The organism is Dyadobacter luteus, from assembly GCF_003383615.1.
Classification (GTDB): Bacteria; Bacteroidota; Bacteroidia; order Cytophagales; family Spirosomataceae; genus Dyadobacter; species Dyadobacter luteus.
Window position 1 is genome coordinate 1 of sequence record NZ_QNUL01000008.1, and the last position, 26,468, is coordinate 26,468.

Annotated in this window: 21 protein-coding genes; 9 read left to right on the plus strand and 12 right to left on the minus strand. The window is 43.2% G+C overall.

The window, feature by feature from the left end:
• Window positions 1-78: 78 nt before the first annotated feature.
• The 5 genes from DSL64_RS12105 to DSL64_RS12125 form a co-directional block, all read right to left on the minus strand.
• Window positions 79-663, minus strand: coding sequence for a TetR/AcrR family transcriptional regulator (locus DSL64_RS12105; RefSeq protein ID WP_115831168.1), 585 nt, complete (start codon window positions 661-663; stop codon window positions 79-81).
• A 131-nt stretch (window positions 664-794) separates the two neighbouring features.
• Window positions 795-2,060, minus strand: coding sequence for a PQQ-dependent sugar dehydrogenase (locus tag DSL64_RS12110; protein ID WP_115831169.1), 1,266 nt, complete (start codon window positions 2,058-2,060; stop codon window positions 795-797).
• A gap of 79 nt (window positions 2,061-2,139) precedes the next feature.
• The gene (locus DSL64_RS12115) at window positions 2,140-2,697 is read right to left on the minus strand and encodes a DUF2911 domain-containing protein (protein ID WP_115831170.1); all 558 of its coding nucleotides are present in this window, start codon (window positions 2,695-2,697) and stop codon (window positions 2,140-2,142) included.
• Window positions 2,698-2,792: 95 nt separating this feature from the next.
• Window positions 2,793-3,791 (minus strand): NADP-dependent oxidoreductase, encoded by a 999-nt coding sequence (locus DSL64_RS12120; RefSeq protein ID WP_115831171.1) that lies wholly within the window; start codon window positions 3,789-3,791, stop codon window positions 2,793-2,795.
• 97 nt (window positions 3,792-3,888) lie between these two features.
• Window positions 3,889-5,460, minus strand: a complete 1,572-nt coding sequence (locus tag DSL64_RS12125; RefSeq protein WP_115831172.1) for a serine hydrolase domain-containing protein — start codon at window positions 5,458-5,460, stop codon at window positions 3,889-3,891.
• Between the two features lie 52 nt (window positions 5,461-5,512).
• On the opposite strand from DSL64_RS12125, the gene DSL64_RS12130 reads away from it, so the two are divergent.
• The 7 genes from DSL64_RS12130 (at window position 5,513) to DSL64_RS12160 (ending at window position 16,344) form a co-directional block, all read left to right on the plus strand.
• Complete coding sequence (locus DSL64_RS12130) at window positions 5,513-6,655, plus strand: DEAD/DEAH box helicase (RefSeq protein WP_115831173.1); 1,143 nt, start codon at window positions 5,513-5,515, stop codon at window positions 6,653-6,655.
• A gap of 257 nt (window positions 6,656-6,912) precedes the next feature.
• Window positions 6,913-10,029: a SusC/RagA family TonB-linked outer membrane protein gene (locus DSL64_RS12135; protein ID WP_158547909.1), complete on the plus strand. Its 3,117-nt coding sequence runs from the start codon at window positions 6,913-6,915 to the stop codon at window positions 10,027-10,029.
• 59 nt (window positions 10,030-10,088) lie between these two features.
• Window positions 10,089-11,570 carry a RagB/SusD family nutrient uptake outer membrane protein gene (locus DSL64_RS12140; protein ID WP_115831175.1) on the plus strand — a complete coding sequence of 494 codons (1,482 nt, stop codon included), beginning with the start codon at window positions 10,089-10,091 and terminating at the stop codon, window positions 11,568-11,570.
• Window positions 11,571-11,750: 180 nt separating this feature from the next.
• On the plus strand, window positions 11,751-12,065 hold the full coding sequence (gene rhaM, locus DSL64_RS12145) for an L-rhamnose mutarotase (RefSeq protein WP_115831176.1): 315 nt from the start codon (window positions 11,751-11,753) through the stop codon (window positions 12,063-12,065).
• Window positions 12,066-12,403: 338 nt separating this feature from the next.
• Window positions 12,404-14,263 carry a rhamnogalacturonan lyase gene (locus DSL64_RS12150; protein WP_115831177.1) on the plus strand — a complete coding sequence of 620 codons (1,860 nt, stop codon included), beginning with the start codon at window positions 12,404-12,406 and terminating at the stop codon, window positions 14,261-14,263.
• A 56-nt stretch (window positions 14,264-14,319) separates the two neighbouring features.
• Complete coding sequence (locus tag DSL64_RS12155; RefSeq protein ID WP_115831178.1) at window positions 14,320-15,108, plus strand: rhamnogalacturonan acetylesterase; 789 nt, start codon at window positions 14,320-14,322, stop codon at window positions 15,106-15,108.
• An 87-nt stretch (window positions 15,109-15,195) separates the two neighbouring features.
• A complete protein-coding gene (locus tag DSL64_RS12160) occupies window positions 15,196-16,344 on the plus strand; it encodes a glycoside hydrolase family 88/105 protein (protein ID WP_115831338.1) in 1,149 nt (382 codons plus the stop codon).
• Window positions 16,345-16,427: 83 nt separating this feature from the next.
• Here the strand turns inward: DSL64_RS12160 and DSL64_RS12165 are convergent, their stop codons facing one another.
• The 4 genes from DSL64_RS12165 to DSL64_RS12180 form a co-directional block, all read right to left on the minus strand.
• On the minus strand, window positions 16,428-17,519 hold the full coding sequence (locus DSL64_RS12165) for a GntR family transcriptional regulator (RefSeq protein WP_115831179.1): 1,092 nt from the start codon (window positions 17,517-17,519) through the stop codon (window positions 16,428-16,430).
• Between the two features lie 264 nt (window positions 17,520-17,783).
• Window positions 17,784-18,896 carry a sialidase family protein gene (locus tag DSL64_RS12170; RefSeq protein ID WP_229217054.1) on the minus strand — a complete coding sequence of 371 codons (1,113 nt, stop codon included), beginning with the start codon at window positions 18,894-18,896 and terminating at the stop codon, window positions 17,784-17,786.
• A gap of 54 nt (window positions 18,897-18,950) precedes the next feature.
• A complete protein-coding gene (locus DSL64_RS12175; protein ID WP_115831180.1) occupies window positions 18,951-19,958 on the minus strand; it encodes an NAD(P)H-dependent glycerol-3-phosphate dehydrogenase in 1,008 nt (335 codons plus the stop codon).
• A gap of 69 nt (window positions 19,959-20,027) precedes the next feature.
• The gene (locus tag DSL64_RS12180; protein WP_229217055.1) at window positions 20,028-20,627 is read right to left on the minus strand and encodes a Crp/Fnr family transcriptional regulator; all 600 of its coding nucleotides are present in this window, start codon (window positions 20,625-20,627) and stop codon (window positions 20,028-20,030) included.
• A gap of 189 nt (window positions 20,628-20,816) precedes the next feature.
• Between DSL64_RS12180 and DSL64_RS12185 the strand changes: the two genes are divergently transcribed.
• On the plus strand, window positions 20,817-21,377 hold the full coding sequence (locus DSL64_RS12185) for a hypothetical protein (protein WP_147300359.1): 561 nt from the start codon (window positions 20,817-20,819) through the stop codon (window positions 21,375-21,377).
• Between the two features lie 77 nt (window positions 21,378-21,454).
• On the plus strand, window positions 21,455-22,036 hold the full coding sequence (locus tag DSL64_RS12190) for a hypothetical protein (RefSeq protein WP_115831183.1): 582 nt from the start codon (window positions 21,455-21,457) through the stop codon (window positions 22,034-22,036).
• 97 nt (window positions 22,037-22,133) lie between these two features.
• Here the strand turns inward: DSL64_RS12190 and DSL64_RS12195 are convergent, their stop codons facing one another.
• From DSL64_RS12195 to DSL64_RS12205, 3 genes are all read right to left on the minus strand, one after another.
• Window positions 22,134-23,525 carry an efflux RND transporter periplasmic adaptor subunit gene (locus DSL64_RS12195; RefSeq protein WP_115831184.1) on the minus strand — a complete coding sequence of 464 codons (1,392 nt, stop codon included), beginning with the start codon at window positions 23,523-23,525 and terminating at the stop codon, window positions 22,134-22,136.
• Window positions 23,526-23,587: 62 nt separating this feature from the next.
• Entirely contained in the window at window positions 23,588-25,081 is a 1,494-nt protein-coding gene (locus DSL64_RS12200) for a TolC family protein (protein WP_115831185.1), read from the minus strand.
• A gap of 105 nt (window positions 25,082-25,186) precedes the next feature.
• Window positions 25,187-26,425 (minus strand): spore maturation protein, encoded by a 1,239-nt coding sequence (locus DSL64_RS12205; RefSeq protein ID WP_115831186.1) that lies wholly within the window; start codon window positions 26,423-26,425, stop codon window positions 25,187-25,189.
• Window positions 26,426-26,468 lie beyond the last annotated feature (43 nt).

The window sequence follows — 26,468 nt, forward strand, 5'->3', positions numbered from 1 at the left end:
ACAGAATCTCAAATCAATCAAAATGTCAATGAACAATGGGACTTATTTAATTAAAAAAACTTAACGCATCAGTACTATTTACAAATCGTGGATCAGCCTGTCAATTGACTTCATGATGGCCCTGCGGTAGTTGAGTTTACCTGTTAGTTTCGTAATCATCACCGCTCCTTCAATTGTCGCAATGATCGTCAGCGCTACTTGCTCAGGATCTGTATTGGCTGCAAATTCATTATTAGCAATCCCCTTTTGAATCATTCTGACCACCTTTTCTTTCCAGTAGATAATTGCATCCGCCGCTTTCTTTTTCAGTTCGGGATGTGTGTCATCTGCTTCTATGGCTGTATTCAGAACCGGACAGCCACCTTCGGGAAATGGGAATTCGTAAAAGTTTTCATAGACTTTGGTATACACCAGCAGCTTCTCCCGATACGTATTAACGGTTGCCATTTCCTGCCTGATCACCGCATCTACTTTTTTCAAATTAAAATCAAAAGCTGCCAGCGCCACATCATCTTTGTTCACAAAGTTCCCATAAATACTCCCCTTCGTTAATCCGGTAGCTTCAATCATATCATTAAGTGACGTACCCGCATATCCTTTTTTGTTAAAAATCGGGGCCGTTTTCTCAACGATAAATTGTTTGGTTCTCTCTGCTTTGCTCATGAGTTTTATAAATTTCGATACAAATATATACCAATCGGTATTATTTTGCAAATAATTTAAAAGATAAATAAAAATCGATTGATCCCGGCTGAACCTTGACCAATCGATTCTGTAACCATACTCTATCAATTTTATTTCGCAGCAACTCGCCAGATCGTATTCCCCGAATCGTCATTTACCAATAGTGAACCATCTTTCATCACAGTTACACCAACTGGCCTGCCGTACACTTTCTTTTCACTCTCTACGAATCCGGTCAGAAAATCTTCCATTTTACCACTCGGTTTACCGTTTTTGAACGGAACGAAAGTCACTTTATATCCGGACAGCGTCGATTTATTCCATGAGCCATGTTGGCCTATAAATACACCATTACGGTATTTGGCAGGAAATTTATCCTGATTGTAAAATGCAAGTCCCAGGGAGGCGGTATGCGATCCAACTGCTACGTCCGGCACAATGGCTTTCGCCACAAGATCAGATCCTTCCCCTTTCATCCGCGGATCTTTATTCTTTCCAAAATAGGAATACGGCCAGCCATAGAATCCTCCGTCCTTCACACTTGTGATGTAGTCAGGAACCAATTCATCTCCCAGTTTATCCCGCTCATTCACCGCAGTCCAAAGTATGTTAGTCCTTGGTGCCCAGTCCATTCCTACAGGATTTCGCAGCCCACTCGCATATATCCTCTCCCCCGATCCATCGGGATTAATTTCCAGTATATTCGCTCTTCTTTTTTCGGTATCCATCCCATGCTCGGCTACATTGCTGGCTGAGCCCACCGAAATATAAATCTTAGATCCGTCAGCATTTGCAAGCAAATTCCTCGTCCAGTGGTTGTTATAACCTCCCGCAGGCAGTTCCAATATCTTCTCCCCTTTTCCTGTGAGTTTTGTTTCACCTTCCTTATACGGATAGCGATATAGTCCGTCGGTATTAGCTACATAAAAGTGGTTTTTCAGAACAAGCATTCCGAGTGGCTGTTTCAGCTTTTCCAGGTAAATTTCTCTCAGTTCAGGAATTCCATCTTTATTTACGTCCCTGAGAAGAGTAATCCTGTCGGCACTGTTTTTAGTTGCGGATTCAGCTACAAAAATATCGCCGTTAGGTGCAATATAAGTCCAGCGTGGATTCTTCAGTTTATCAGCGAATTTGGTCACAACGAAACCTTCCGGTGCAACAGGCATTTTTCCTTCCGGCCAGCCCGCCTCATCCGGTCTGTTGGTTACCGACTCTGTTTCAAAAGGAGCGGGTAAAATGAGACTATCTGTTACTGTTGCCACGGAATCCGGTCCGGCCGCTCTTGCTTCTTCCTTTTCTTCTTTGGTATTTCCTCCGCAACCTGACAGGCTACCAGCAATGGCGATACTTGCCAGTAATGTGTGAATTTTGTTCATAACATATCATTTAAAATAAAAGGGGCATCAACAATATGTTGACGCCCCTTTCATTTTAAATAATAATGCCAGTATTTATCTAGAAAGTGATAGGCACCTCCACTACAGTATTTTCCCAACCCAAAGCCATTACTGCTTTTGAAGGTGAGTCACCAGTAAATACGATTGAGAAATTTTCAATCAGTTCAGCAGGCTTTGCGGAAACAGGTACAGTTACGCGCGCCACATCACTGGCTTCTTTGTATTTGTAAGCACCCCAGTAGTCTACATCGGAGTTCAGGATAATTGTCCATTCTTTTTCACCGGGGATAGCAAAAAGAGAATAGGTTCCGGCCTTAATCTTCTTACCGCCAAAAGTAGCATCAGCATAAAATTTTATTTCCGTAGACTCATCGGCACCTGCTCTCCACACCTTTCCGAAAGGTTCGAGTTTCCCGAAAATCTCTCTTCCTTTTACGCCCGGACGGCTGTAAGAAACTTTCACCAATGCTTTTTCTCCATCTTTACGTTTTCCTGCAAATCCATCCGGATAGTAGGCGATATCACGCGGACTCTTATCAAGTGGCTTGAATTTCTGCGCCTGAGCGCCAAACGCAAGAGCAGTAAGCATCAGGGAAAGAAAAATTGTCTTTTTCATCGTTAGATTATTGTTTAAACGTTTAAGGGTAAAAATAAGCAAAAGTGCCGGTTATTAATCAACAACCAGCACTTTTGATACAACCCCAGAAATAACTAGATTTTTACAACCATTTTGCCCGTATTGCCTCCTGTGAAAAGATCCAGCATTGCTTGTGGCAACTGATCAAATCCTTCCACAATTGTTTCTGTGAATTTAAGTTTATCCTCCTTCACCCATTGAGAAAGGTGTTTCATACCCTCTCCGAATTCACTTTCAAAATCACCTACAATAAAACCCTTCATTAAAGCACTCTTTGTGAGCAAAAGTGGCTGAATACGTGGACCGGTGGCAACTTCCGTGTTATTATACACAGATATCTGTCCGCAAAGCGGAATACGCGCCTGAAAGTTAATATGGCTCAAAACCGCATCGGAAATTTCGCCACCGACATTATCAAAATAAATATCAACTCCATCAGGACAAAGCTCGCCAATTGACTTTTTCATATCGTCAACAGTTTTGTAATTGATCCCTTCATCGAAGCCAAATTCATCTTTCAGCATGCTGATTTTTTCATCCGATCCGGCAATACCTATCACCCTGCATCCCTTCAGTTTAGCAATCTGCCCCACTACTATTCCTACTGCTCCCGCCGCACCTGAAACCACCACCGTTTCTCCTTCCTTCGGTTTCCCAATAGAAATCAAACCGAAGTAGGCAGTGAGGCCTGTCATGCCCAGAATACTGAGATAATAGCTGGCCGGAGCAAAGGAAGCATCAATCTTTTTGAGTCCTTTGGCCGACGCAATAATCTGTTCCTGCCAGGGCAATCGCCCGGTAACTAGGTCACCGTTTTGAAATTGTTCGCTACCTGAAGCTATCACTTCTGCCACCACGCCACCCACAATTGGCTTATCCAGTTCGAACGGAGGGGCATAAGATTTTGCGTCGTTCATTCGTCCCCTCATATATGGATCAACTGAGTAATATAGTCCTTTGAGCAATACCTCTCCATCCTTTGGTTCCGGCAATGTAATTTCCTCAAAACGAAAGGTTTCTGTGGTGGGAGTTCCTTTTGGCCGGGAAGCTAATACGATCTGTCTTGTCTTCATTTGTAAACAATTTAAAGTTCTGGTTCCTTAGATGCCGCATAAAACAGCTTTTAATGTAGCAACGCTGCTTCAAAAACCATTCCGTCGGAAAGAGGTTCTAGAACGAGCGCTTACCCACTATAGCCGGACGAGCATCTTCTGTATTATTAATAATCGCCAGACTTCTCCTAAAGCTAAGTTTGACGTTATCATCCTGAAACTGGCAAGTTACAGTCTGGTAATGCGCTGTCTCTGTAAATCTCCAGGTCATTACATACGTATCGTCATCCAACCAGGTACCAGCAGCAACAACTGGCGTAACGGTTTCTCCCGGAACCGATGTTGGAGCAAGTTTGAGTGGCAAAACAGACAAATCGGTTTTGCCTTTTTTCCACTGACCGCTACCACATGATATACTGTGTTCTCCCTGATCATCTGTCATTTTGAACACACAATTGTCGTTATTAAAATGTAGCAATATCGATTTGATTTTCAACTCATTGCTATCAAAGTTATAGGTACCATTATTAATTTTTGCGATCAACGGGCTGCTATTCGCGGGCGGTATGGGGAGTGCTAATGTGGCAAGTTTCTGTTTAAGCTGTGCTTGCGAACCTTTATTTGTAACTACGTCTTTCTGAACAGCAGGCAGAATATGTTTCCACACATGGTTCATTACCGCTCCCATATCACCCGTTTCGCTGGTCATGGCGATCACCATATTCAGTTTAGGAAGCACAATACAATATTGTCCGAAAGCACCATCACCACGGTAGGCATCGTGCCGGCAACGCCAGAACTGATAACCATATCCCTGCTCCCAATCACTATCCGTTCCCTTGGAAGGAACATGGGCCGATGTTGCTTCATCAATCCACTTTTCCGGAAGTATGCGTTTCCCATTCCACATGCCCTTTTGAAGATAAAGCTGACCGAACTTTGCAATGTCCTCTGTCTTTACTCTAAGCCCCCATCCTCCTGTATTGATTCCATGCGGATCCACTTCCCAGTCGGCACCTTCTATTCCGAGTGGCACAAATAGCCTTAGTTTAAGGTAATTGATGAGTGTCTGCCCGGTAAGCTTTTGAATGATAGCCGACAACATATAGGTCGCACCGCTGTTGTAAACGAAGAATGTACCTGGCTCTTTGGCAACAGGATAAGCCAGAAAAGAGCGGATCCAATTGGCATCACCCGATTCTCTCAGCGCCGGTGTAGAATCCTTCTCATGCCCTGTACGCATAGTCAGCAGATCACGTACACGCATCTTCGCCAGATTCTCACTTACCATATCAGGCACCGATTCCGGAAAAAATGAAATCACTTTATCATCAACGGTCAGCTTGCCCTCGTTTACAGCAAAACCTATGGCACTGGACGTAAAGCTTTTACTGAGCGAATAAAGCGTATGCTTCAGATTGGAAGCATAAGGAGCCCACCAGCCTTCTGCCAATACTTTCCCATTTCGCAAAACCATAAGGCTATGCAAATTCAGTTTATCTACTTCAATCGCATTGACAAAATCAAGAATACCAGAGGATTTTACTCCCTGTAACTCAGGTGTACTTCTTGGCAACTGGCTTACTTTCAGGGTTTCAGCAAATGCACCTTCTGCCATATAACTGATCAGACCCAGCTGCAATGCGCCCAGTCCGGCCTTCTGTAAAAATTCTCTTCTGTTAACCATCATACGAATAGTGGTATCTTTGTAAAAATCATTTCAGCAAGTATCCGCAATTTTTATGTCTTTCCAAGCACTGGGGCTCTCAGAACCCTTACTTAAAACCATAGCAGAACAGAATTATACTCAGCCTTACCCTATTCAAAAAGAGGCTATTCCCGCCATTTTGAAAGGAAAAGATATACTTGGTATAGCAAGAACGGGTTCCGGAAAAACGGCCGGATTCGTACTGCCTATTCTGGAATGGTTTCAGGATAAAGGTGCTCCTAAAAACAGATCAATCCGTGTACTGGTGTTGGCCCCAACCCGGGAACTGGCGCTGCAAATTGCTGTAGTATTTCAGACCTTCGGAGAAAAGCTACCTCGAAAGGTGAAAACAATGGCTGTATACGGCGGCGTTTCCATCAATCCGCAAATGATAGGCTTGCAGAATGTGGAGATTCTGGTGGCAACACCCGGACGGCTCCTGGATTTGCTCTCGCACAAAGCACTGACCATATCTGACACCGAAATACTGGTACTCGACGAAGCCGACAAAATGCTTAATATGGGTTTTGCAGAGGAAATGAAGGACATTTTTTTCCTTCTTCCTAAGAAAAGGCAGAGTATACTATTTTCCGCAACGCTTGGAGATGACGTTGAAGCGATACACAAAAGCATACTGCGGGAGCCTGTCAAAATAGAAATTCCCGAAGAAGAGCAGAACCTTGATCTGATCAAACAATCGGCCTATTTCGTTGATCCCGAACGAAAAGGACCACTTCTCAGATACATTATCAAAACGGAAGAAATGAAACAGGTTTTGGTATTCGTTTCTGCTACCAGAACTGCCGACAACCTGGTTGAAAAACTTAAAAAGAACGGAATAGATGCCGCAGCCATGCACAGTGGAAAAAGTCAGGGAGCGCGGACGGAAGCTTTAAACAAGTTCAAATCAGGCAAGCTGAATGTGCTGGTAGCGACTGATCTGGTAGCGCGGGGAATTGATATTCAGTTCCTACCCTATGTGATCAACTTTGAATTGCCACGTTCACCGAAGGATTACGTCCACCGCATAGGCCGTACTGGAAGAGCCGAAACCCCGGGCGAAGCGATCTCTCTGATCTGTCCGGAAGACACCCATCATTTTAAAATTATCCAGAAAAAAATGGGTAAAAAGGTAGAAATGAAGGAGAGTTATGATCTGGAGCTGAAAGGATATTGAGCCAGAAAGACAAACTATTTTCTCACTTACACCTATATACTTCGAAAGTTACGGGTTATATTAATCATATCAACAAATCTTTAAAAAGTGCCTTTTATTAATCGAAGGGCACTTTTTACATTTGCATTATTGCAAAATCCTAACAATATCTTGGCTTATACAGGAGTCTACATGAAGGTGTGATGTTTGACAATGTGGAAATTTGGAGTAAATCTAATCGCATACAAACCATGCATATTTACTACTCATCCTCAAACATGTTAAAAAAGGCGCATCGACACCTCGCCTTATTCATGATTTGTCTTCTGACTGCCGTTACGTCCCAAGCCGTGTTGGCTCAGACGACCATTACCGGAAAGGTTACTGGTGCTCAGGGAAATGAACCTTTGCCCGGTGTTAACATCATTGTAAAAGGGACAACCACGGGGACATCTACCAATGTGGAAGGAACTTATTCTATCAACGCACCCAAAGACGCTGTTCTTCAATTTTCCTTTATCGGCTATGAGCCGCAGGAAGTTCAGATCAACGGACGAACAAAAATCGACATTTCACTTTCAGATGACTCAAAGGCTTTATCTGAAGTAGTTGTGATCGGATACGGTACTTCTAAAAGAGCCAACCTCACCGGTGCGGCAGCGAGTCTTTCTGCAAAAGATATAGAAGAAAGACCCGTTTCAAGGTTGGAAAACGCATTATCAGGACAACTTCCGGGTGTAGATGTACAAACTACAACAGGTGAACCAGGCGCTCCACTTCAGATTCGTGTACGTGGAACAGGTTCTCTGAATGCCTCCAATGACCCTCTTTACGTTGTAGACGGAGTACCTGTAGAATCTTTAAATGGTATAAATCCTGCCGACGTACAAACCATTGACGTTCTGAAAGATGCTTCTTCTGCGGCTATATATGGTTCACGCGGATCAAACGGAGTTGTAATTATTACTACCAAAAGAGGTGTAAAAGGCAAGCCACGTATTCAGTTCAATATGACGCAGGGTGTTTCCAAAGTGGAAGGACGCCTGGATATGATGACGCCTGAGCAATGGATCCAGCAACGTAAGGAAGGTATTGACGCAGCTTGGGTGAGCCGTGGTGTAAGCCAGAAAAAACCATATACTGCGAACGATCCGATGTCTTTCCGTGCTTCCGAATTGGGTATCAGTGAGAGTAACCCGAATACTACTTTGATGTACGATCCGAAATGGGCCTACGGTAGAGATAGTCTTGATTATGTAGACTGGCAGGACGCATTTTTCGGAAACACCGGTACATTGTCCAACTATCAGCTGAGTGTGAATGGCGGAAGCGACAACATCACTTTTAACATCAACGGTAGCTACATGGATCAGAAAGGTGTGATCATTAACACCAACTATAAACGTGCTACAGTAAGAGCTAACATCGACGCAAAAGTCAATAAATTTATCAAGGTAGGCTTAACACTCTCGCCATCTGTCGAATGGATCAACGGAGGAGGACAGGTAGACGGAAAAGACCGTCAGGGTATGAACGCAGTACAAATGCCTCCGGTGGCTCCTTTAGGAACTGGCCTCTACGTAGGTGCACAACCAAACGGTACCTATCCATGGTCAGGAAGATATGTAAGTCCTGTTGCTGTTCTGGAAAGAACGCAAGCCGACCAAACACGTAACCGTCTCAATACCAACATATATCTGCACGCAACACTTGCAAAAGGACTACAACTGCAATTGACCGGTGGTATGGACAACACCTCTCAGGTATCCAATTCATTTGTTCCGACCAACGCAACCCGCGACTGGGCATCGGCTCCGAATGAAGGATACGCATCCTCATCAGACAGACAAAATCTGAATTCGTACAGGTATTTATTCCAAAGCACATTGAACTACAATCGTTCTTTTGGAAAACATAACCTGACAGGTCTTTTAGGATATTCTGTTGAAACTACCAATGGCTATGGAAACCGTCAGAACCATACCCGTTTGCCAAACGACTGGACCAACCTCTTCAACCAGGGATCGTCTACCGTTTCGACTTCTAACATTACTCAGGATAAAACTGCTTTGCTATCTTACTTCGCTCGTGTTCAGTACGATTTCAATGAAAAGTATCTGTTCTCTGCCAGTTTGAGACGTGATGGTTCTTCTAAATTTGGTTCGGAAAATCGTTGGGGAACATTCCCGGCGGTATCAGCCGCTTGGCGTGTATCCAGCGAAAACTTCATGGCTGGAATTGATGACATCACCGATCTTAAACTTCGCGCAAGCTTTGGTATCACCGGAAACAACCGTATTCCTAACAACGCGCAGTTTTCACTTTTGGGCAACAGCGATTATGCTCTCGGTGGTGCACAGCAGACAGGTTATGCGCCTTCCGGATTCGAAAATACAATGCTTGGATGGGAACAAACCAGCAGCTACAACTTTGGTGTAGATTTTGGTATACTTAAAAACCGACTTATTGTTGCTGCAGATTACTACAACAGAAAAACATCTGAGCTCCTACTACAGGCACCCGTAGCGGCCGTAACAGGATTTACCCGCAGCTGGCAAAATATCGGAGACATCGAGAACAAAGGTTTTGAACTCTCTTTGAATTCGAAAAATACTGTTGGTGTATTCAAATGGGGAACAAACTTCAATTTGTCGTACAACAGAAACAGAGTATTGAAACTCGGATATGACAATACGCCTATTCCATCAGGCTTCTCAGGATTGACTTCCATGATCGAAGTAGGGCAACCTATCGGCTATTTCAAATTGTATGATGCAATTGGTGTATACAAAAACCAGGCAGAAGTAGATGCTAATCCCCGTATGTCGAAAACATTGGTTGGAGACTCTCAGTATCGCGATGTAAACGGAGATGGAGTAATTGACGAAAACGACCGCACCAATGTAGGACAACCGCTTCCGGCTTTTGTATACGGACTTACCAATACATTTAACTATCGCAACTTTGATCTTACCATTCTGACAACTGCACAGACAGGCGGGATGATCTATTCGATGATCGGTCGTTCGATCGACCGCCCGGGAATGGGTTATTTATACAACAAGCTTGCTATCTGGGAAAATCGCTGGAAATCACCTGAAGATCCCGGAGATGGTATGACGCCAAGCATCAACTCTACAACAGGTTCTTACTACGATACGCGCTGGTTGTATAGCTCTGATTATATCCGTGTCAAAAACATCACATTTGGCTATAATGTACCAAAAATGAAATGGTTTGAGCGTGCAAGAGTGTATGTATCTGTTGAAAATCCATTTATCTGGCACAAATACTCAGGAGGTTTTACGCCTGAAGCTGCCAACAATGAAGGTGGCGATTACGGTGGATATCCTCAGTCCAAAACCTATTCAATCGGTATCAACCTGAATCTTTAATCATCTGTTTTTAAGCTGAAGATTTAGTAAACATTTCTCCCGCATTCATTTTTGAGACTATGAAAATCACAAAAATATTTCCATACCTGCTCACACTGGGTTTATCGGCAACGATGATTTCCTGCAGTGAAAGCATACTCGACATCACACCGCTGACCAACAATACCGCCAACGATTTTTACAAAACAGAAGATCAGGTCAATCAGGGTGTACTGGCTATATACAATTCATGGCTGCCAGTTCCGGTGTCGTCCAACTGGTATCTGTCAGAAGTGCGTTCCGACAATACACACGAGATCGAAGGCGGAGCGCAGCGCGATTACAAAGAAGTTGGTAACTTCACCGCCTCATCGCAAACAGCCGCTTTCCAGACTGCCTGGTCGCAGCTGTACAATGTTGTATATCGTTCCAACGTCGTTCTTTCCAAAGTAGAGGGTTTTGAATTTGCACGTGTGAATCAGTTCAAAGCTGAAGCACGTTTGTTCCGCGCTATGGCCTATTTCGATCTGGTTCGTTACTGGGGCGATGTGCCTTTGGTAGATAAGGTTCTTAGTATTTCCGAAGGAAAAAATGCAGTGCGTACACCTGCTACTGATATTTATAAATTCATTGTAGACGATCTGACATTTGCAGCAGAAAACCTTCCTGAATCTTATGTGGCTGCTCAAAAAGGACGAGCTACCAAATATGCGGCCAAAGCTTTGCTGGGAAGAGTGTATCTTACAATGGCAGGCTACCCATTGAAACAAACTGATAAACTTGCTTTGGCTAAGAGCCAGCTGGAAGATGTGATGAAATCAAGTTCGCTATTCCCGGCACCCACGCTCTACCGCGATCTTTTCACCATCGCTAATAAGAATAAATATCACGTATTCGAGATCCAGTATTTATCAGGAGGAAAAGGACTGGGTTCTTCTTTGCCTTCAGAAATGGCCTTCCAATTTCCATCTCAATGGAGTCCGTTTACAGGAGGATTTGAAGGAGAAGTAGAACCTGCATTGCTTGCTTCTTACGCATCAGGCGATGCAAGAAAACAGGCAACGCTTGACTCAGGCTATGTGGATACCAAAACAGGGGCAACCTCTGGTCGTGTTCAGTTTACGAAGTTTCTTGAAAAAGGAGATCCGACTGTAACGAGCCGCAACGACTATGCCCGTAACTTCCCGATCGTGCGTTACGCAGATATATTACTTATGTATGCCGAAATCCTGAACGAAGAAGCTGCAACACCTCCGGCACTTGCGCTGCAAGCGCTGAACAAAGTACGATCTGATGCAAAAGTAGCGCCTGTTACACCAGCAACTAAAGCTGCTATGCGGCTGGCATTGGAAAACGAACGTCGATGGGAATTTGCTGGAGAAGGACTTCGTTGGTTTGACCTTGTCCGTACCGAACGTGCCATTCCGGTGATGACAGAGTTCTTCCGCTCCCATGACATTCCTTTGGCAAACGGCGTCACAAACCGCGATCTGCTGTTCCCTATTCCGCTGAACGAAATGCTTATTAACCCTGGTTTCTGGAAACAAAATGACGGGTATTGATATTGAATAATGTAGACTACAGTAGTGCATTACGGAGCCGGGAGAATTTTTCCGGCTCCGTTTTATTTTCGATGTAATGGCAACACAGGAGACCACAGGTAGGACTAATGTATTGCATACTTTAACTTTACTTTTCAGGCTTCTGAGCTATTAAACTTGAAAACCTTTACCCCAAATACCATGAAAAGAGCCGCTTTTAAAATGAACCTGAATCCGGGTCAGGCAGAAGAATACAAAAAACGCCATGATGAATTATGGCCTGAGCTGAAAAAACTATTGAAAGACAACGGGATCAGCGATTATTCTATTTTCCTGGATGAGGAAACAAATATTCTATTCGCAGTACAGAAGCAAGATGGGTCAGGATCGTCACAAGATCTTGGAAGTACAGAAATCGTGCAGAAGTGGTGGGCATATATGGCTGAAGTGATGGAAACGAATCCGGATAACTCGCCGGTGAGCGTTCCGTTGACGGAGGTATTTCATATGGAGTGAGGAGTTAGTTGGGACACAGAAAACACTGTATACCAGAATCACGCAAAGAAGGGAAGATTAAACGAAGGTCACGAAGATTTTGCTTAGCGTGAAATTAAAAATGACACAGAGAACCACAGAGTTCAAAGGAGATTCACAGAGAATAAATCATCCTCCGTGCTACTCTTTTTTATCTCAGTGAAACTCTGTATAAATAACAATGCGAACATCTTAACGCCTTTGCGTGAAATTAAAAATGACACAGAGAACCACAGAGTTTAAAGGAGATTCACAGAGAATAAATACCCTCCGTGCTCCTCTTTTTTATCTCAGTGAAACTCTGTGTAACCTAAAAAAATATGACTAGAAAAATATTAACCTCCCTGCTCCTCTTATGCACACTGTTCTCTGCAACTGCTCAGCGACAGATGGAGCGTTTGAATCGGGGATTGGTTGCGATTAAGGGAGAAAATAATCAGGTTTATATAGGCTGGCGGTTGTTGGGCACCGATCCCGCCGACATAGCTTTCAGTCTGTATAGAGGGAAAGTCAAAATCAATAAAACACCGATTACCGCATCTACGAACTATGTGGATATGAATCCTTCTGAAGAGATTTATACCGTAAAAACAGTCATTAGAGGAAAAGAACAAAAAGTCAGTGAATCTGTTTCTCTGAGCCAAAATCCTTTTATTTCTATTCCCCTTTCTGCACCCGCCGAAGGCATAACACCCAAAGGTGATACCTATACATACAATGCCAACGACGCCAGTGTCGGTGATCTGGACGGGGACGGAGAATATGAAATTATACTTAAATGGGATCCTTCCAATGCCAAAGACAATTCACAAAGAGGGTATACAGGCAACGTGTATATAGATGCTTATAAACTAAATGGCACCCGACTTTGGCGTATTGATCTTGGAAGAAATATACGTGCAGGAGCGCACTATACTCAATTTATGGTATATGATTTTGATGGTGATGGCAAGGCGGAAATCATTTGTAAAACTGCAGATGGAACCACCGACGGAACCGGAAAGACAATTGGTGATGCCAAAGCAGATTTCCGTAACGAGACGGGTTATATCCTCTCAGGTCCGGAATACCTCACGGTTTTTGAAGGCATTAGCGGAAAAGCATTGGATACCCAGGAATTTTACCCGAAACGGGATATTACAGTTGGCGACAATCCTACTCCCGAACAAATGAAAACCGGCTGGGGCGACAACTATGGCAATCGTATAGATCGCTATGTATCTGCGGTGGCCTATCTGGATGGCAAAAAACCAAGCTTCATCGCCGGGCGCGGGTATTACACCCGATTGGTACGGGTCGCCTGGGATTTCAGAAATGGCAAGCTACAACGTCGCTGGATATTCGACAGCAATGAGGCTTCTAACCAAAACTATGCAGGAATGGGAAACCATAGTATGACAGTAGGCGACGTGGACGGAGACGGAAAAGACGAGATCATCAACGGTTCCAGCGTGATTGATGATGACGGCAAAGGATTGTACACAACAGGACTGGGACATGGAGATGCGCTGCATATGACCGACATGGATCCTGACAATCCCGGAATGGAAATTTGGCAGTCGTACGAAGAGGCAAAAAAGTACGGACAATATGGACTTAGACTGCTTGACGCAAAAACCGGAAAGACACTTTGGGGTGTAGATGGTGGCGGTAAAGATATCGGTCGCGCTATGGCATCTGATATTGACCCAACGCATCCCGGATATGAATATTGGGGATCTGTAGGTGGTCTGTATAATAGCAAAGGAGTCGAGATTTCTTCAACCCGCCCTTCCTCTATCAACTTTGCAATATGGTGGGATGCCGACCTCACAAGAGAACTTCTTGACAAGAATCGTATCGACAAATGGGATTATCAGAGCCAGACTACAAAAAACCTGTTTACCGCGGAAGGTTTTACATCTAACAACGGTACTAAAGGGACACCCGCACTTAGTGCTGATATCCTGGGCGACTGGCGTGAGGAGGTTATCTGGCGGAAGGAAGACAATACGGAATTACGCATTTATACAACCACAATTCCTGCAGTAAATCGTATACCGACACTCATGCATGATGCTCAATACCGGGTTGCTGTTGCCTGGCAAAATTCTGCCTACAACCAGCCACCACATCCCTCTTTCTTCTTGGGCGAAGGCATGAAAACCGTTCCGAAACCGAATATTAAAACAAATAAATAAAGCTGTCAGCCATCAGCTCATAGCCTTCTACTACTCGTAAATTTCAACCTGTGAAAATGAAAACCAACATCATTCGTCTTTCAATATTTTCCCTTTTCTGTGTAGTCGTGCTGGCGGCGAGCATCAAACCAAAACCTGTTCAATTATTCCTGATTGGCGACTCTACGGTAAGAAATGGATCAGGCAAGGGCGCCGACGGACTTTGGGGATGGGGAACGGTATTGCCCGAACTGTTTGACACAACTAAAATCAAAATTCACAATCATGCGATCGGAGGTCGGAGCAGCCGGACATTCGTAACAGAAGGACGTTGGGAAAAGGTATTGGCGCAACTGCAGCCTGGCGACTATGTGCTCATGCAATTCGGACACAACGATGGTGGCGCAATCAATGACACCACCCGTGCCAGAGGTTCTATTAAAGGCATTGGAAATGAAACTGAAGAGATTGACAATCTGATGACCAAAAAACATGAGGTTGTTTACACCTACGGACATTACATGCGTAAGTACATTGACGAAGCGAAAGCAAAAGGCGCTATTCCCATTGTATGTTCGCCTGTTCCTCGTAATATCTTCAAAGATGGTAAAATTGAAAGATCCGAAGGAAGCTATAGGTTGTGGTCCAGGCAAGTTGCACAAACGAATGGTGCAGATTTCATCGACCTGTTTGAACTGATCGCAAAAAGATACGATGCCATGGGTCCAGAAAAAGTACAGGCTGACCTCTTTACAGCAAAAGATCACACGCACACAACTGAAGCTGGTGCAAGGGTAAATGCGCAGGAAGTAGCAGCGGGAGTTAAGGGATTGAAGAAAAATAAGTTAAAGAAGTATCTAAAGTAGCATTTGGCAGAGGGTTCGGGGCAAAGAGCGCGAAGATATTACTTGATGGTTCTTTTTGTGAAACCAAAAAACACAAACGAAAACACAATGAACAGACGGAATGCACTCGGGTTATTGCTGGCAGGTGGTGCCGCTATACAGACAACCTGGGCTTTTGGAAAAAACTCGGAAGCATCTAAAATTGATAAAAAGAAAATCCTGAAAACACTCCGCCTCACCAACGACTACTTTGTCAAGAAATGGCCGGACACAGGTAAATCGATCGTTACAAACAGGGAACGTCCCAGTAACATCTGGACGCGCGGCGTTTATTACGAAGGGTTAATGGCGCTCTATACGGTTGATAAACAGCAGTCCTATATCGACTATGCCATATCCTGGGGCGAGAATCATAAATGGGGACTACGTAACGGGATCAAAACCCGTAACGCCGATGACCAGTGCTGCGGACAAACATATATTGATCTCTACCTGATGGATAAAAAACCGGAAAGGATCAGAGATATAAAGGCATGTATTGATCTGATGGTGAATTCTGAACAGAAAGATGACTGGTCGTGGATTGATACCCTGCAAATGGCGATGCCTGTTTTCACACAATTGGCGATCATCTACAACGATGACCGTTATTACGAGAAAATGTTTGATCTCTACAACCACACAAAAACCATTCATGGCGGCAACGGATTATTTAATCCCAAGGAAGGTCTGTGGTGGAGAGATAAAGATTTCGTTCCACCATATAAGACGCCTGGCGGTAAAAATTGCTATTGGTCACGCGGAAATGGCTGGATTGTAGCCGCGTTGGTACGTGTGCTGGATATTATGCCAAAGAATGCACCTCACCGCGACGAATACGAAAAGATGCTTCTTACCATGCTGGAAGCGCTTTTACCATGGCAGCGGAAGGACGGATACTGGAATGTATCTCTGACAGACGAAACAGACTTTGGAGGAAAAGAAGTGACTGGTACTTCTTTGTTCATCTACGGAATGGCATGGGCAATTCGTAAGGGTCTCGTAAAAAGCAGCAAATACGAGCCAGCCATCACCAAAGCATGGAATGCCATGGTTTCGGAATGCGTTCATGACAACGGATTTTTAGGATTTGTGCAGGGAACAGGAAAAGAACCGAAGGATGGTCAGCCCGTGACGTATGACAGCATGCCGGATTTTGAAGATTTCGGTTTGGGATGTTTTCTGTTGGCAGGAGTGGAAATTTATAAAATGAAATGATATTGACATAAGTGGATCGTTCATAAATCAAAAAAACCGTCGCGCGATCGTGACGGTTTTTTTACACGATAAGTAAAAATATTTTACAGAGACCCTCTTCTGATCATAAAAAATGGGTTTTTGACACGCAGCTGCTGCTTATTCATGATGAGTGTCGCAGCAGTTCTGCCCATTTTCTCGAAGTCAGTAGTAATGACCGTAATTTCAAGTAACTCTTTTAAAGTGGTTTCGTTAAAAGATATAATTCCGACTTCCTCTCCGATTTTATATGACGACAGCCTTGCCTTTTTAACCAGCTCAGCCAACTCTCCCTCCTCCACAACGATATAGGCTGTACGCGGTTCAATTTCCGGCACTCGGTTCTTAATGGCAAACTCTTTTTTATAATTAATACAATAATTTCGGAATCCACGGATGATCTCTTTGGGATAATTACCTATTTCAGGAAATATCAATACCAGATTATCATATTTCTGAATCAAATCGTTAGCCTCTTCCAAAGCGCCAAAAATATCTTTATCAAAACTCTGGTGCACACTGCTAATCTCCTGTTGCAAAGCCGGCATATCACGATCCAGCAATACCAGTTCGGAGGCAGGAATGCGTTTCAATATATTCGTATAATCTTCTTCCGAATCCGAATCTGTATTAAAATGGGGCATGATCACATATCTGTTATACTTCCCCAGATTCTTTTCCATAATCTCCCTGAATTTCAACACACTACCATGGTGAATTTCCAGATCAACCGTAGCCGACTCACCCAGCGTTTTCAGAAAAGAATAATAGATAATCTTCTTGTAAGAACTTAGTTTATTAAACACCAAAAGTATACGCTCCTTGCTGTCTTTCACTGCCTGCACATAGTATCCCTTTCCCTGTACGGCCGATATATATCCCAGATTTCGGAGTTCTCTATACGCTTTCTCTACCGTATCACGCGCCAGCTGGTATTCCGCACTCAGCTCGCTGATAGAGGGAAGCTGAACGCCTTTCGCCAAAACGCCAATCTCGATATCAGTTTTGATAGAATGGACAATTTGCCTGTACTTAGGCATCTGATCACGGGGATCAAACTGCATGTGAAACAGACCGTCACGTTCCGGTACATACACATGCTGAAAAACAAAATCCTTGTTATCTAACTTTGTTCCGACACCCGAATATCCATTCATGAGCTTATAAACTTAATTGAATTTTTCTGTGAATTAACGTTCATCAGCGGAAAGGCCTCCGAAAGAAACGTAATGAATATTAGCCAATTAAGAATAGAAAAAATGCAATTAGAAAGGATTTATTAATGCACACGTTATCGGGAACGTTGCCAAAAAGGAGAAAAGCCGTGATAATTTATTATAATTTCGTGGTAATATGATATAAGCCGAAGCGAAGTGCCCCGGCTTATCAGTAATAGTAGTTATATTATTAGAAGACTATGCTTATTTACTCTTCGCAGCAAGTTTGACAATATCCTCTTTACTCCCTTTCCAGAATGCGATTTTCTGTCTGTTCCAGGTATAGGTTACAGCCACAGAATCACCCCAACTTACGATGGCAGGATAAGAAAACTCATCTTCCTTTTTGCCTTTGTCAAGATCAAACTCGTCTGTCCAGGTTTTTCCATTGTCATGGGAAAGTGTCAGGGATAACGGTGAACGGGAGCCCCAGTTTTCCTTATCAGGATTATATGTCAAAGCAATGGTTCCGTCTCCAAGTTTAGCGGCGTCTATGCCACTGTTAGGATTAGGAAGGCTTGTTTTTTTGATTTGAGACCATGTCTTTCCATTATCGAAGGAATCACTCCTGCCAATAACACCTCCTGTTGTACGCACCAGCATATGTACTGTACCCGGCTTAGATTCCCATAATGTAGGCTGAATAGCACCTTTTCCTTTGATCTCCGTTGTGTCAATTTTAAAATACGGACTGGCTGTCCAAGTTTTGCCCTTGTCTTCGCTTCTATCCACAAACACTTCCCAGCGGCCTACTTCATTGGATGCACCAGCCAGCCAGGTACCGTCAGCCAGTTCTATCAATTTATCCTTTACAGGACCACGTCCGCCTTTATCACCTTTTACCAGTTCGTGTGCCACCGACCAGGTATCACCGCCATCTTCGGACGTCTGTACCCAGGTTTCCCAATGAGAGATTTCTTTACCTACCTTAAAATAAAGAATTACCTTTCCATCTGCAGTTTTTTGCAATACCGGATTCCAGTGGGCATCTTCACGAATCTTCGCTATTTCCTTTGGTGCGCTCCAGTTGCCTGGCTGCCCTTTCGAAAGCCATATACCCACATCAGGATTTTTTTCTTCTGTACCTCCAAACCATGCTATCAGAAACTGACCATCATCCAATCGTACCAAGGTAGAAGCATGGCACTGGGCAAATGGCCTGTCGTCTCCGAAAACAAAGCTTTTTTCAACTTTTAATGAATCAGCTGATTCCTCTGCGGCAGATTGTTTTGAGTTTGAATTACATGATAAACCGGCCGCTACAAGCAATGATAAAGCTACATACCGGCCAGATTTAAAAACAGATAAATTCATCATGAATGTGGGTTTGGATTAAAATACCCAATACGATCCGGTAACGTTAAAAGGCTACTATTTAAGATTTTTTTTCAATTCCTCCATAACACCCGCCGGAGCCTGTTCGTCGTAGAGAATACTATATACGGCAGTAGTGATCGGAATATTTACATGAAATGATTTATTCATCTCCATAATACTTCGCGTTGCATAATAGCCCTCTGCAATCATTTTCATCTCCAATTGCGCCGCCTTTACACTGTATCCGCGGCCAATCATATTCCCAAACAATCGGTTCCGGCTGAACTGAGAATAAGAAGTAACCAGTAAGTCGCCAAGATAGGCAGAAGAACTAATTTCCCTTTCCCGTGGATCAAGCGCAGTCACAAACCTTCCGATTTCCTGCATGGCATTGGAAACCAATACTGCCTGAAAATTATCCCCGTAACCAAGCCCGTGTGTAATTCCGCAGGCCAGTGCCACAATGTTTTTCATCACAGCCGCATATTCTACTCCATAAAGATCTTCCAGCGGATTGGCGGTAACAAAACGACAGGTCATCAGTTTGGCAAATTCTGCAGCAGTAGTATTACCGGTAGAAGCGATGGTTAAGTATGACTGTTTTTCTAGTGCTACTTCTTCTGCATGGCAAGGGCCGGCAATTACGCAGGTTTCGTTGAGAGGTACTTTGAATTGCTCGGCAACCCAGTCGGTCACCAGTATATTCTGATCCGGGATCATACCCTTGATGGCAGATACCACGCGTTTTCCCTTAAAGTGTTTTTCTGTAAGTCCTTGTAGTGATTCCTGCACAAATGCCGCGGGAACCGCCAGAATGATATAATCGGCTCCTTTTACCGCATCGGTTGTCTTCTCAAAAACCTTAATTTTTTTTGGAGACAAATGTACATCACTCAGATAACTGGGATTGTGATGAAACTTACGGATATGGTTGATATCGTCCTGATTACGCAGCCACCACCGAATCTGTACATTGGGTTGTTCGGAGAGAATTTTGATCAATGCCGTTGCCCAGCTTCCCCCACCAATTACCGCGATTTTAATATTATTCAAAAAACTCATTGTCTCAGTTGGTCTGTTACTTTTCCTTTCCCGGAAATTAAGGTAAAAAGGAAACTACAAATAAACTGCTTAATGTTGAATTTTATCAAAACTGGCCGTTTTTAAACATCTGCTGAATGTTGCAGACGTAGTGCCCAGGTAGGTAGCAATGTAATGATCAGGCACTCTCCGAAAAAGAGAATAAGGCTGATTGATATAGTATTCAATTCTTTTTTCCACTGATAAATACTTGAAAAGCCGCACCCGTTCGCTAAAACTGACAAGACGCTGTTCCAGCAACTGGATAATCAATTGGGCGATGAGTATATCTTCCTGCGCCATTTTACGGTATCCTTCGTACGAGATCGAATACACCATGGTATCTTCCAGGGTTTCCATTACCTCATCCGATTCCTGCTGAGAAAAGAAACTTTCAGCTACGCAGGCGATTTCCCCTTCGGCAATCAATCTTGATGTAATATCCTCCGAGCCTTTCAGGTAATAGGATCTGATCACACCGGATTTGATAAAGTAGATGGCATTGTTTACCTGACCAATATCCACAAGCACTCTCCCCTTTCGTAAAAATGTGGGTGTAAATAGTTGTGTAAAATGTTCTTTCAAACCTTCGAAACGAGGCGTATCAATCGCTTCAAGTAATTGGTGCAGCGGTAACTTTTCTTTTTTCATAGTCATTCAAATGTTCAGGTTTAAATAACTAATTGAACAAAGCAGATTTAAAATGAGCCAAAATCTTGTCGTACGACAAGTCGAATTGTTGTCGGAGGACAAGATATAAATATTACAAGAACAATTTACTTTGTTTCGGGAATTCTATTTACAAATTCTCATTACTCATCTCAATGAAAAATAATTGTCATGAAAAAGCGCTTACTGCTAATCTGCTATTTTATAGCCATTTCAACCTGTAGCTACGCACAAACTCCTGAAGCAGTTCATGAGATACAAGTCGGATATAGCCCGTTAGCCCGACCACTTTTCTACTCCGACATCACCAGTTTGGTATCAAAGTCGTTTCGCGAGGATTTTCATTTTTCCAATTCTTATCAAATTTCATATCGATACAAAACGCCACGCAAATTGACCCTGGGGTTTTCAGCATCTTTATTGAATGGACAATTATCTAAAAATCAGAATATTGAATTACATCACTCAAGTATTGTAACTGCCTTTGAACCTAGATTCAGTTATTTAAAAAAACCAGCATTTGAGCTTTATTTCTTTGCTGGCGCAGGTATCATTTTCCATAAAAACAGAACGATCATGAATGGTGAATCCGTTGCCTCGCAGCTTTACACCGATCCAACAACTCAACTTACCCCAATAGGCATACGGGCGGGCAAAAAGATAGCGGCATTTGTGGAAATCGGTTATGGATATAAAGGAATCGCCAATTTGGGACTCAGTTCAAGGTTTTGACAGTACGAATACAATCGCAATTTCAGACTAACCTCAGAAGAAGTACGGATTATATAACGTCAAACATCAGGGAAATTATGAAATCGAAACGCTTAACTACAGTAATAGCATATCTGTTTTTTTCCGCCAGTACATTTTCTCAAACTCCGGACAGGGAAGAATTACAGGTTAGCTTTGGCCCATTAGCCAGAAACCAGATTGCAGGAGACATCCTGCTTAACATGGGCCGGGCACTGTTGCGCGAACCAATCAGAAAAGTTGCCTTTTCGAAAAAGGTATCGGCTACTTACAGATACCAGACTAATAAAAAACTGGCAGTGAGTGTAAATGCTGGTCTGGGATGGGGAGATGCCAATAAAAAATATCTGTTTGCAGAGCGATTCAATTATCGTCATAAAAGTTACATGATGAGTTTTGAAGCTAAATTCAACTACGTTTCAAAACCTAACATTGAACTCTATTATTTTGCTGGCGGAGGTGGCATACTTGTTCGCGAAAGAAGGCTGGATCTTGCAACAAATCAATACGAAACATTTATGTATCCAACATTCCAGATAACCCCGTTTGGTGTGAGAGCGGGAAAACAAACCGGCATATTTGCAGAAATTGGCTATGGATACAAAGGAATTATCAATATGGGATTGAGCTCCCGATTCTAAGCATTTCGACAGTTAAATAAAAAATCCTTGCAGCAAAGCCGCAAGGATTTCTCTTTTAACCTAAACTAAATCGAACTTATTACAGTTTTACAACGTATCAGTTAGACTTTTCATTTGATTTTTTTTCGTCTTTTTTCACTTCTTCTTTCTTTTTCTCTACAAGGTCACCGGCATTCAGATTTTTAGACACAACAATATATGGTCCGGATATGATCTGATCCCCTTCTTTCACTCCTGAAACGATCTCAATATTCTCAAAATCACTGATGCCTGTTTTTACTTCACGCATTTCAGCTTTTCCTTTTACATCAACAAACACCACCTCTTTCACAACAACCGGAGCTTTGCTTTTTTTGCTATCGTCTGCACCTTCTTCAACAGGAGCGGCCGGCGTATTATTTCTTGTTGTTACAGCTGCAATGGGGACAGAAACCACTCCGTTTTTACGTTCTGTAATAATCTCGACCGAAGCAGTCATCCCCGGTTTGAAAGGATAAGATTTTTTGGCACGTGTACCCATCAGATCACTGAAAGATTCGTTCAGAATTTTCACCTTCACCTGAAATTCAGTTACAGCGTCTGCAGAAACACTCGCTGTGGCAGTACTTGAAGCCAAACCAGCGGCAGTATTCGCAATTTCTTTCACGATACCTTTGAACTTGCGACCTGATGCATTGTATGCATCTACATCAATCTCTGCCGTATCACCGATTGAAACGCGAACAATATCATTTTCATTTACATTGACACGAACTTCCATATTACTCAGGTTAGCAATACGCATCATTTCCGTACCGGCCATTTGAGATGTACCCACTACGCGCTCTCCCACTTCCACATTCAGCAACGAGATAATCCCGCTTACCGGCGCAAAAATGGTGGTTTTACGAAGGTTCTCAGCAGCATCTCTCATCCCTGCTTCCGCATTTTTAATGTTAAACAACGCTGCCGAAACGTTCGATTTCGCTGATGCGACATCCTGTTGCGCTACCGCATAATTGGACTCAAAGGTTTCAAAATCGGAAGCCGAAATTACCTTGTCGTTATACAGTTTTTTATTTCTGTCAAAATTTGCCTTTGCCTGAATTAACCGCGATTCGGCCTGCAACACCATGGCTTTGGTTTGTTCGTAATTCGCTTTACTGGAATTTACTGATGCCTGGGCACGCGCCATCAGCGACTCATAATTATCCGGTCTGATCTTCAATAGCAATTGTCCTTTCACAACCGAGTCCCCTTCTGCTACATTAAGGCTTATGATTTCACCCGATACATCCGGGCTCAACTTTACCTCTACCTCCGGCTGTACTTTTCCTGAGGCAGTGACGCGTTCAATGATGTCATTGCGTTTCACTGTGGTGTATTCCACTTCGGTCTTTTTCGGCTGACCGATCAACCCTGCCTGTTTGGCACCGAATAGTCCAACTACCAACACCAGCAGAACACCTCCGGTAATCCACCATATTTTATTTGAAGATTTACGCGCCATATTGTTATTCGTTTGCAGATTAATATTGTAAAGGGTACTCGTTAGTAATATTGGATAGTAGCTTAAAAATCAGATAACGGGCGATTCATATAGAAATCCAGAATTTTTGTTCTGAAAACATAGTCGTACCTGGTCTGAATGAGGTTGGCATTGGCTCTGTCCAGATTGGCTTTTGCGATATTGTATTCTACTGAATTGATCGCGCCCACATCAAACCGAACCTGTGCTACACGGAAACTCTCAGCCAATGCCTGTACCTGATTAGCCGTTGCGGAGTAACGTTTTGCTGAGTTATTCATGTCAATATAAGCCTGTTCCACATTTTTGCGAATTGACAACTGCACCTGCTGAGACTGATACTCGGCATTCTTCTGCTGCAATTTTGCATTCGCCACATTATATCGCACCTGAAACTGGCTGAAGATCGGAATACGTAAGCTCAAACTGATGGCTGAGTTTCTGTTACCATCCAGCTGATTGAAATAACCGAAATCCTGGAGACGCCCGTTAGGCGTTGTTACACGCTGAATGACTGGAACTGTAATACCCTGATAAGAAACAAAATTGGTAGTAGAAGGAACGTCTACTGTGGTACTTCCAGTCCCATCTGCAACAAAACGTTGCCTTGGAGCTACACTGGAATAGTTGGTACCCATACCCGCATTTAAACTTAAAGAAGGTAATGCTACACCCTTGGCAATATCAATATTCTGTCTTGCTGCCTCTACTCTCAATTGAGCAGCCTTCATTTGTGGAAGATTTCCTAAGGCTACGTCGTATATTTCCTGAATAGTAGCGTCATAGGGTTGCAAAGCAGGATCGCCTACCGGGATCTTCACAAGGAAAATCGGCTCGCTCCCCGGCATATTCATCAGCTGTTTCAGATTCAATTTGGCAGTTTCCAGATTGTTCTGTGCGTTCACAAGGCTTAGCTCATCGTTAGCCAGCTGTGATTTCAGATCCAAAAGATTGCTTTCTGCAAGTGTTCCTGCATCTACGAGCTTTCCTGTACGTTCCACCTGAAGAACCGAGGCATCCACCTGTCGTTGTGCTACTTCAATCAATTCCTGATTGGTAATTGCCTGCAGGTAAGAAAGAGCCACATTCAGCATCAGATCATTACGGGATGCATCCAGATCTTTCTGACTTGCCTTAAGATTCGTTGCGTTTCTCTTGATAGAATTATGCAGCTGCATACCATTAAATAGTGCTAATGATGCACCCAACTGATAATTCGTTGAGTTTACGCTTTGCTGTACATAAGTATTGGTAAAAGGGTCAATGTTACGACCGGAACTAAATCCCTGCCCCGCACTGAAACTCAGACTTGGCCAACGCTGCCAGCGCGACTGATTCAGAATATTTTCGTTTGAGGAAACCTGTAGCTCAGTGATCTTTACTTCCGGGTTGGTTTCAAGTGCTATACGAATGCAATCTTCCAGAGAATACGTATTGGGTGCCTGCTGAACTTTTGTCTGTGCCGAAACAGATTGAAACGAGGTAAATCCTGCAATTATCAGCGCAATAAGTACGGATTTTCGTAACGATTTAGTCATGCTTATATAAGTTTGATAATCAATATTACACGTTGTAATAAAAAACAACCATCCATTTTGTACGGACGGTTGCATATCTGGGTAAAGGGCGATATGTACGTTTTATCAGGAATGAAAAAACAGATAACCAAGCCATATACCTGCTAACACTCCGATCAGATCGGCGATAAGTCCGGCCACAATCGCATACCTTGTATTCTTAATACCCACTGAACCGAAATACAGTGCAACAATATACAATGTGGTATCTGCAGACCCTTGAAAAATACATACCAATCGCCCGACAAAAGAGTCAGGTCCGAATTCTTTCATTGCATCAATCATCAGTGCGCGGGCTCCGCTTCCACTCAATGGTTTCATCAATGCAACGGGAAGTGCATCCGTAAAATCTGTATTGAAACCTGAAAATGAGAATATCCATTTCATAAAGTCAATCAGATAATCCATCGCCCCGCAAGCCCGGAATGCACTGATGGCGACAAGGAGGCCGACCAGATACGGAATGATTGTAACCGTGGTTGTAAAGCCAGCCTTTGCTCCTTCGATAAAGGTTTCAAAAACATTCACTTTTTTGACCATTCCCCAGAATAAAAACCCTGCAACTACGCCCAAAAGAACTGCATTACCGGTAAAGACTGAAATGGTTTCAATCTGCTCTTTCGGCAATCCCGACAAATACCAGAGCAGTAATCCCATTACGGTCGTGATACTGCCCAATCCCAGCATCACCGACTTGTTGAACAAATTGGTTCGCTGCCAGGCAGCTGTGATAAGCATAGCAGCAACAGTAGTTACATAGGTTCCTACAACGCAAGGAATGAATACATCAGATGGACTTTGTGCCCCGAGGATAGCACGTTGTGCAATAATAGATAATGGAATAATCTGTAAGCCGGAGGTATGCAACACCAAAAACATGATCTGCGCATTGGAGGCCGTATCCTTGCTTGGATTGAGTTCCTGCAAACTTTGCATCGCTTTGAGTCCAAAGGGAGTTGCCGCATTATCCAGCCCGAGCATATTAGCAGAAAAATTCATGATCATCTGTCCGTTCGCCGGGTGATCTTTAGGTACTTCAGGAAATAATTTATTAAAAAACGGGCCGATTATCCGGGCTAATGCATTGATAATTCCTGCCTTTTCTCCCACGTTTAAAATCCCTAAAAAGAAAGTCATCACCCCTGTCAGCGGCAGTGCAATATCCATCACGGCAATTTTGGACATCTCCAGCATTCCTTCAGTAATAGATTTGAAGGTTTGCACATCGCCCGTCATGATGAATTTCAGAAAGGCAATGAAAAAAGCAATTACAAAAAAGGCTACGAAAATGTAGTTTAATGCCATAGAAGATTACTGCGGGATGGTCTGGTTTTTTAGGAATATTTGC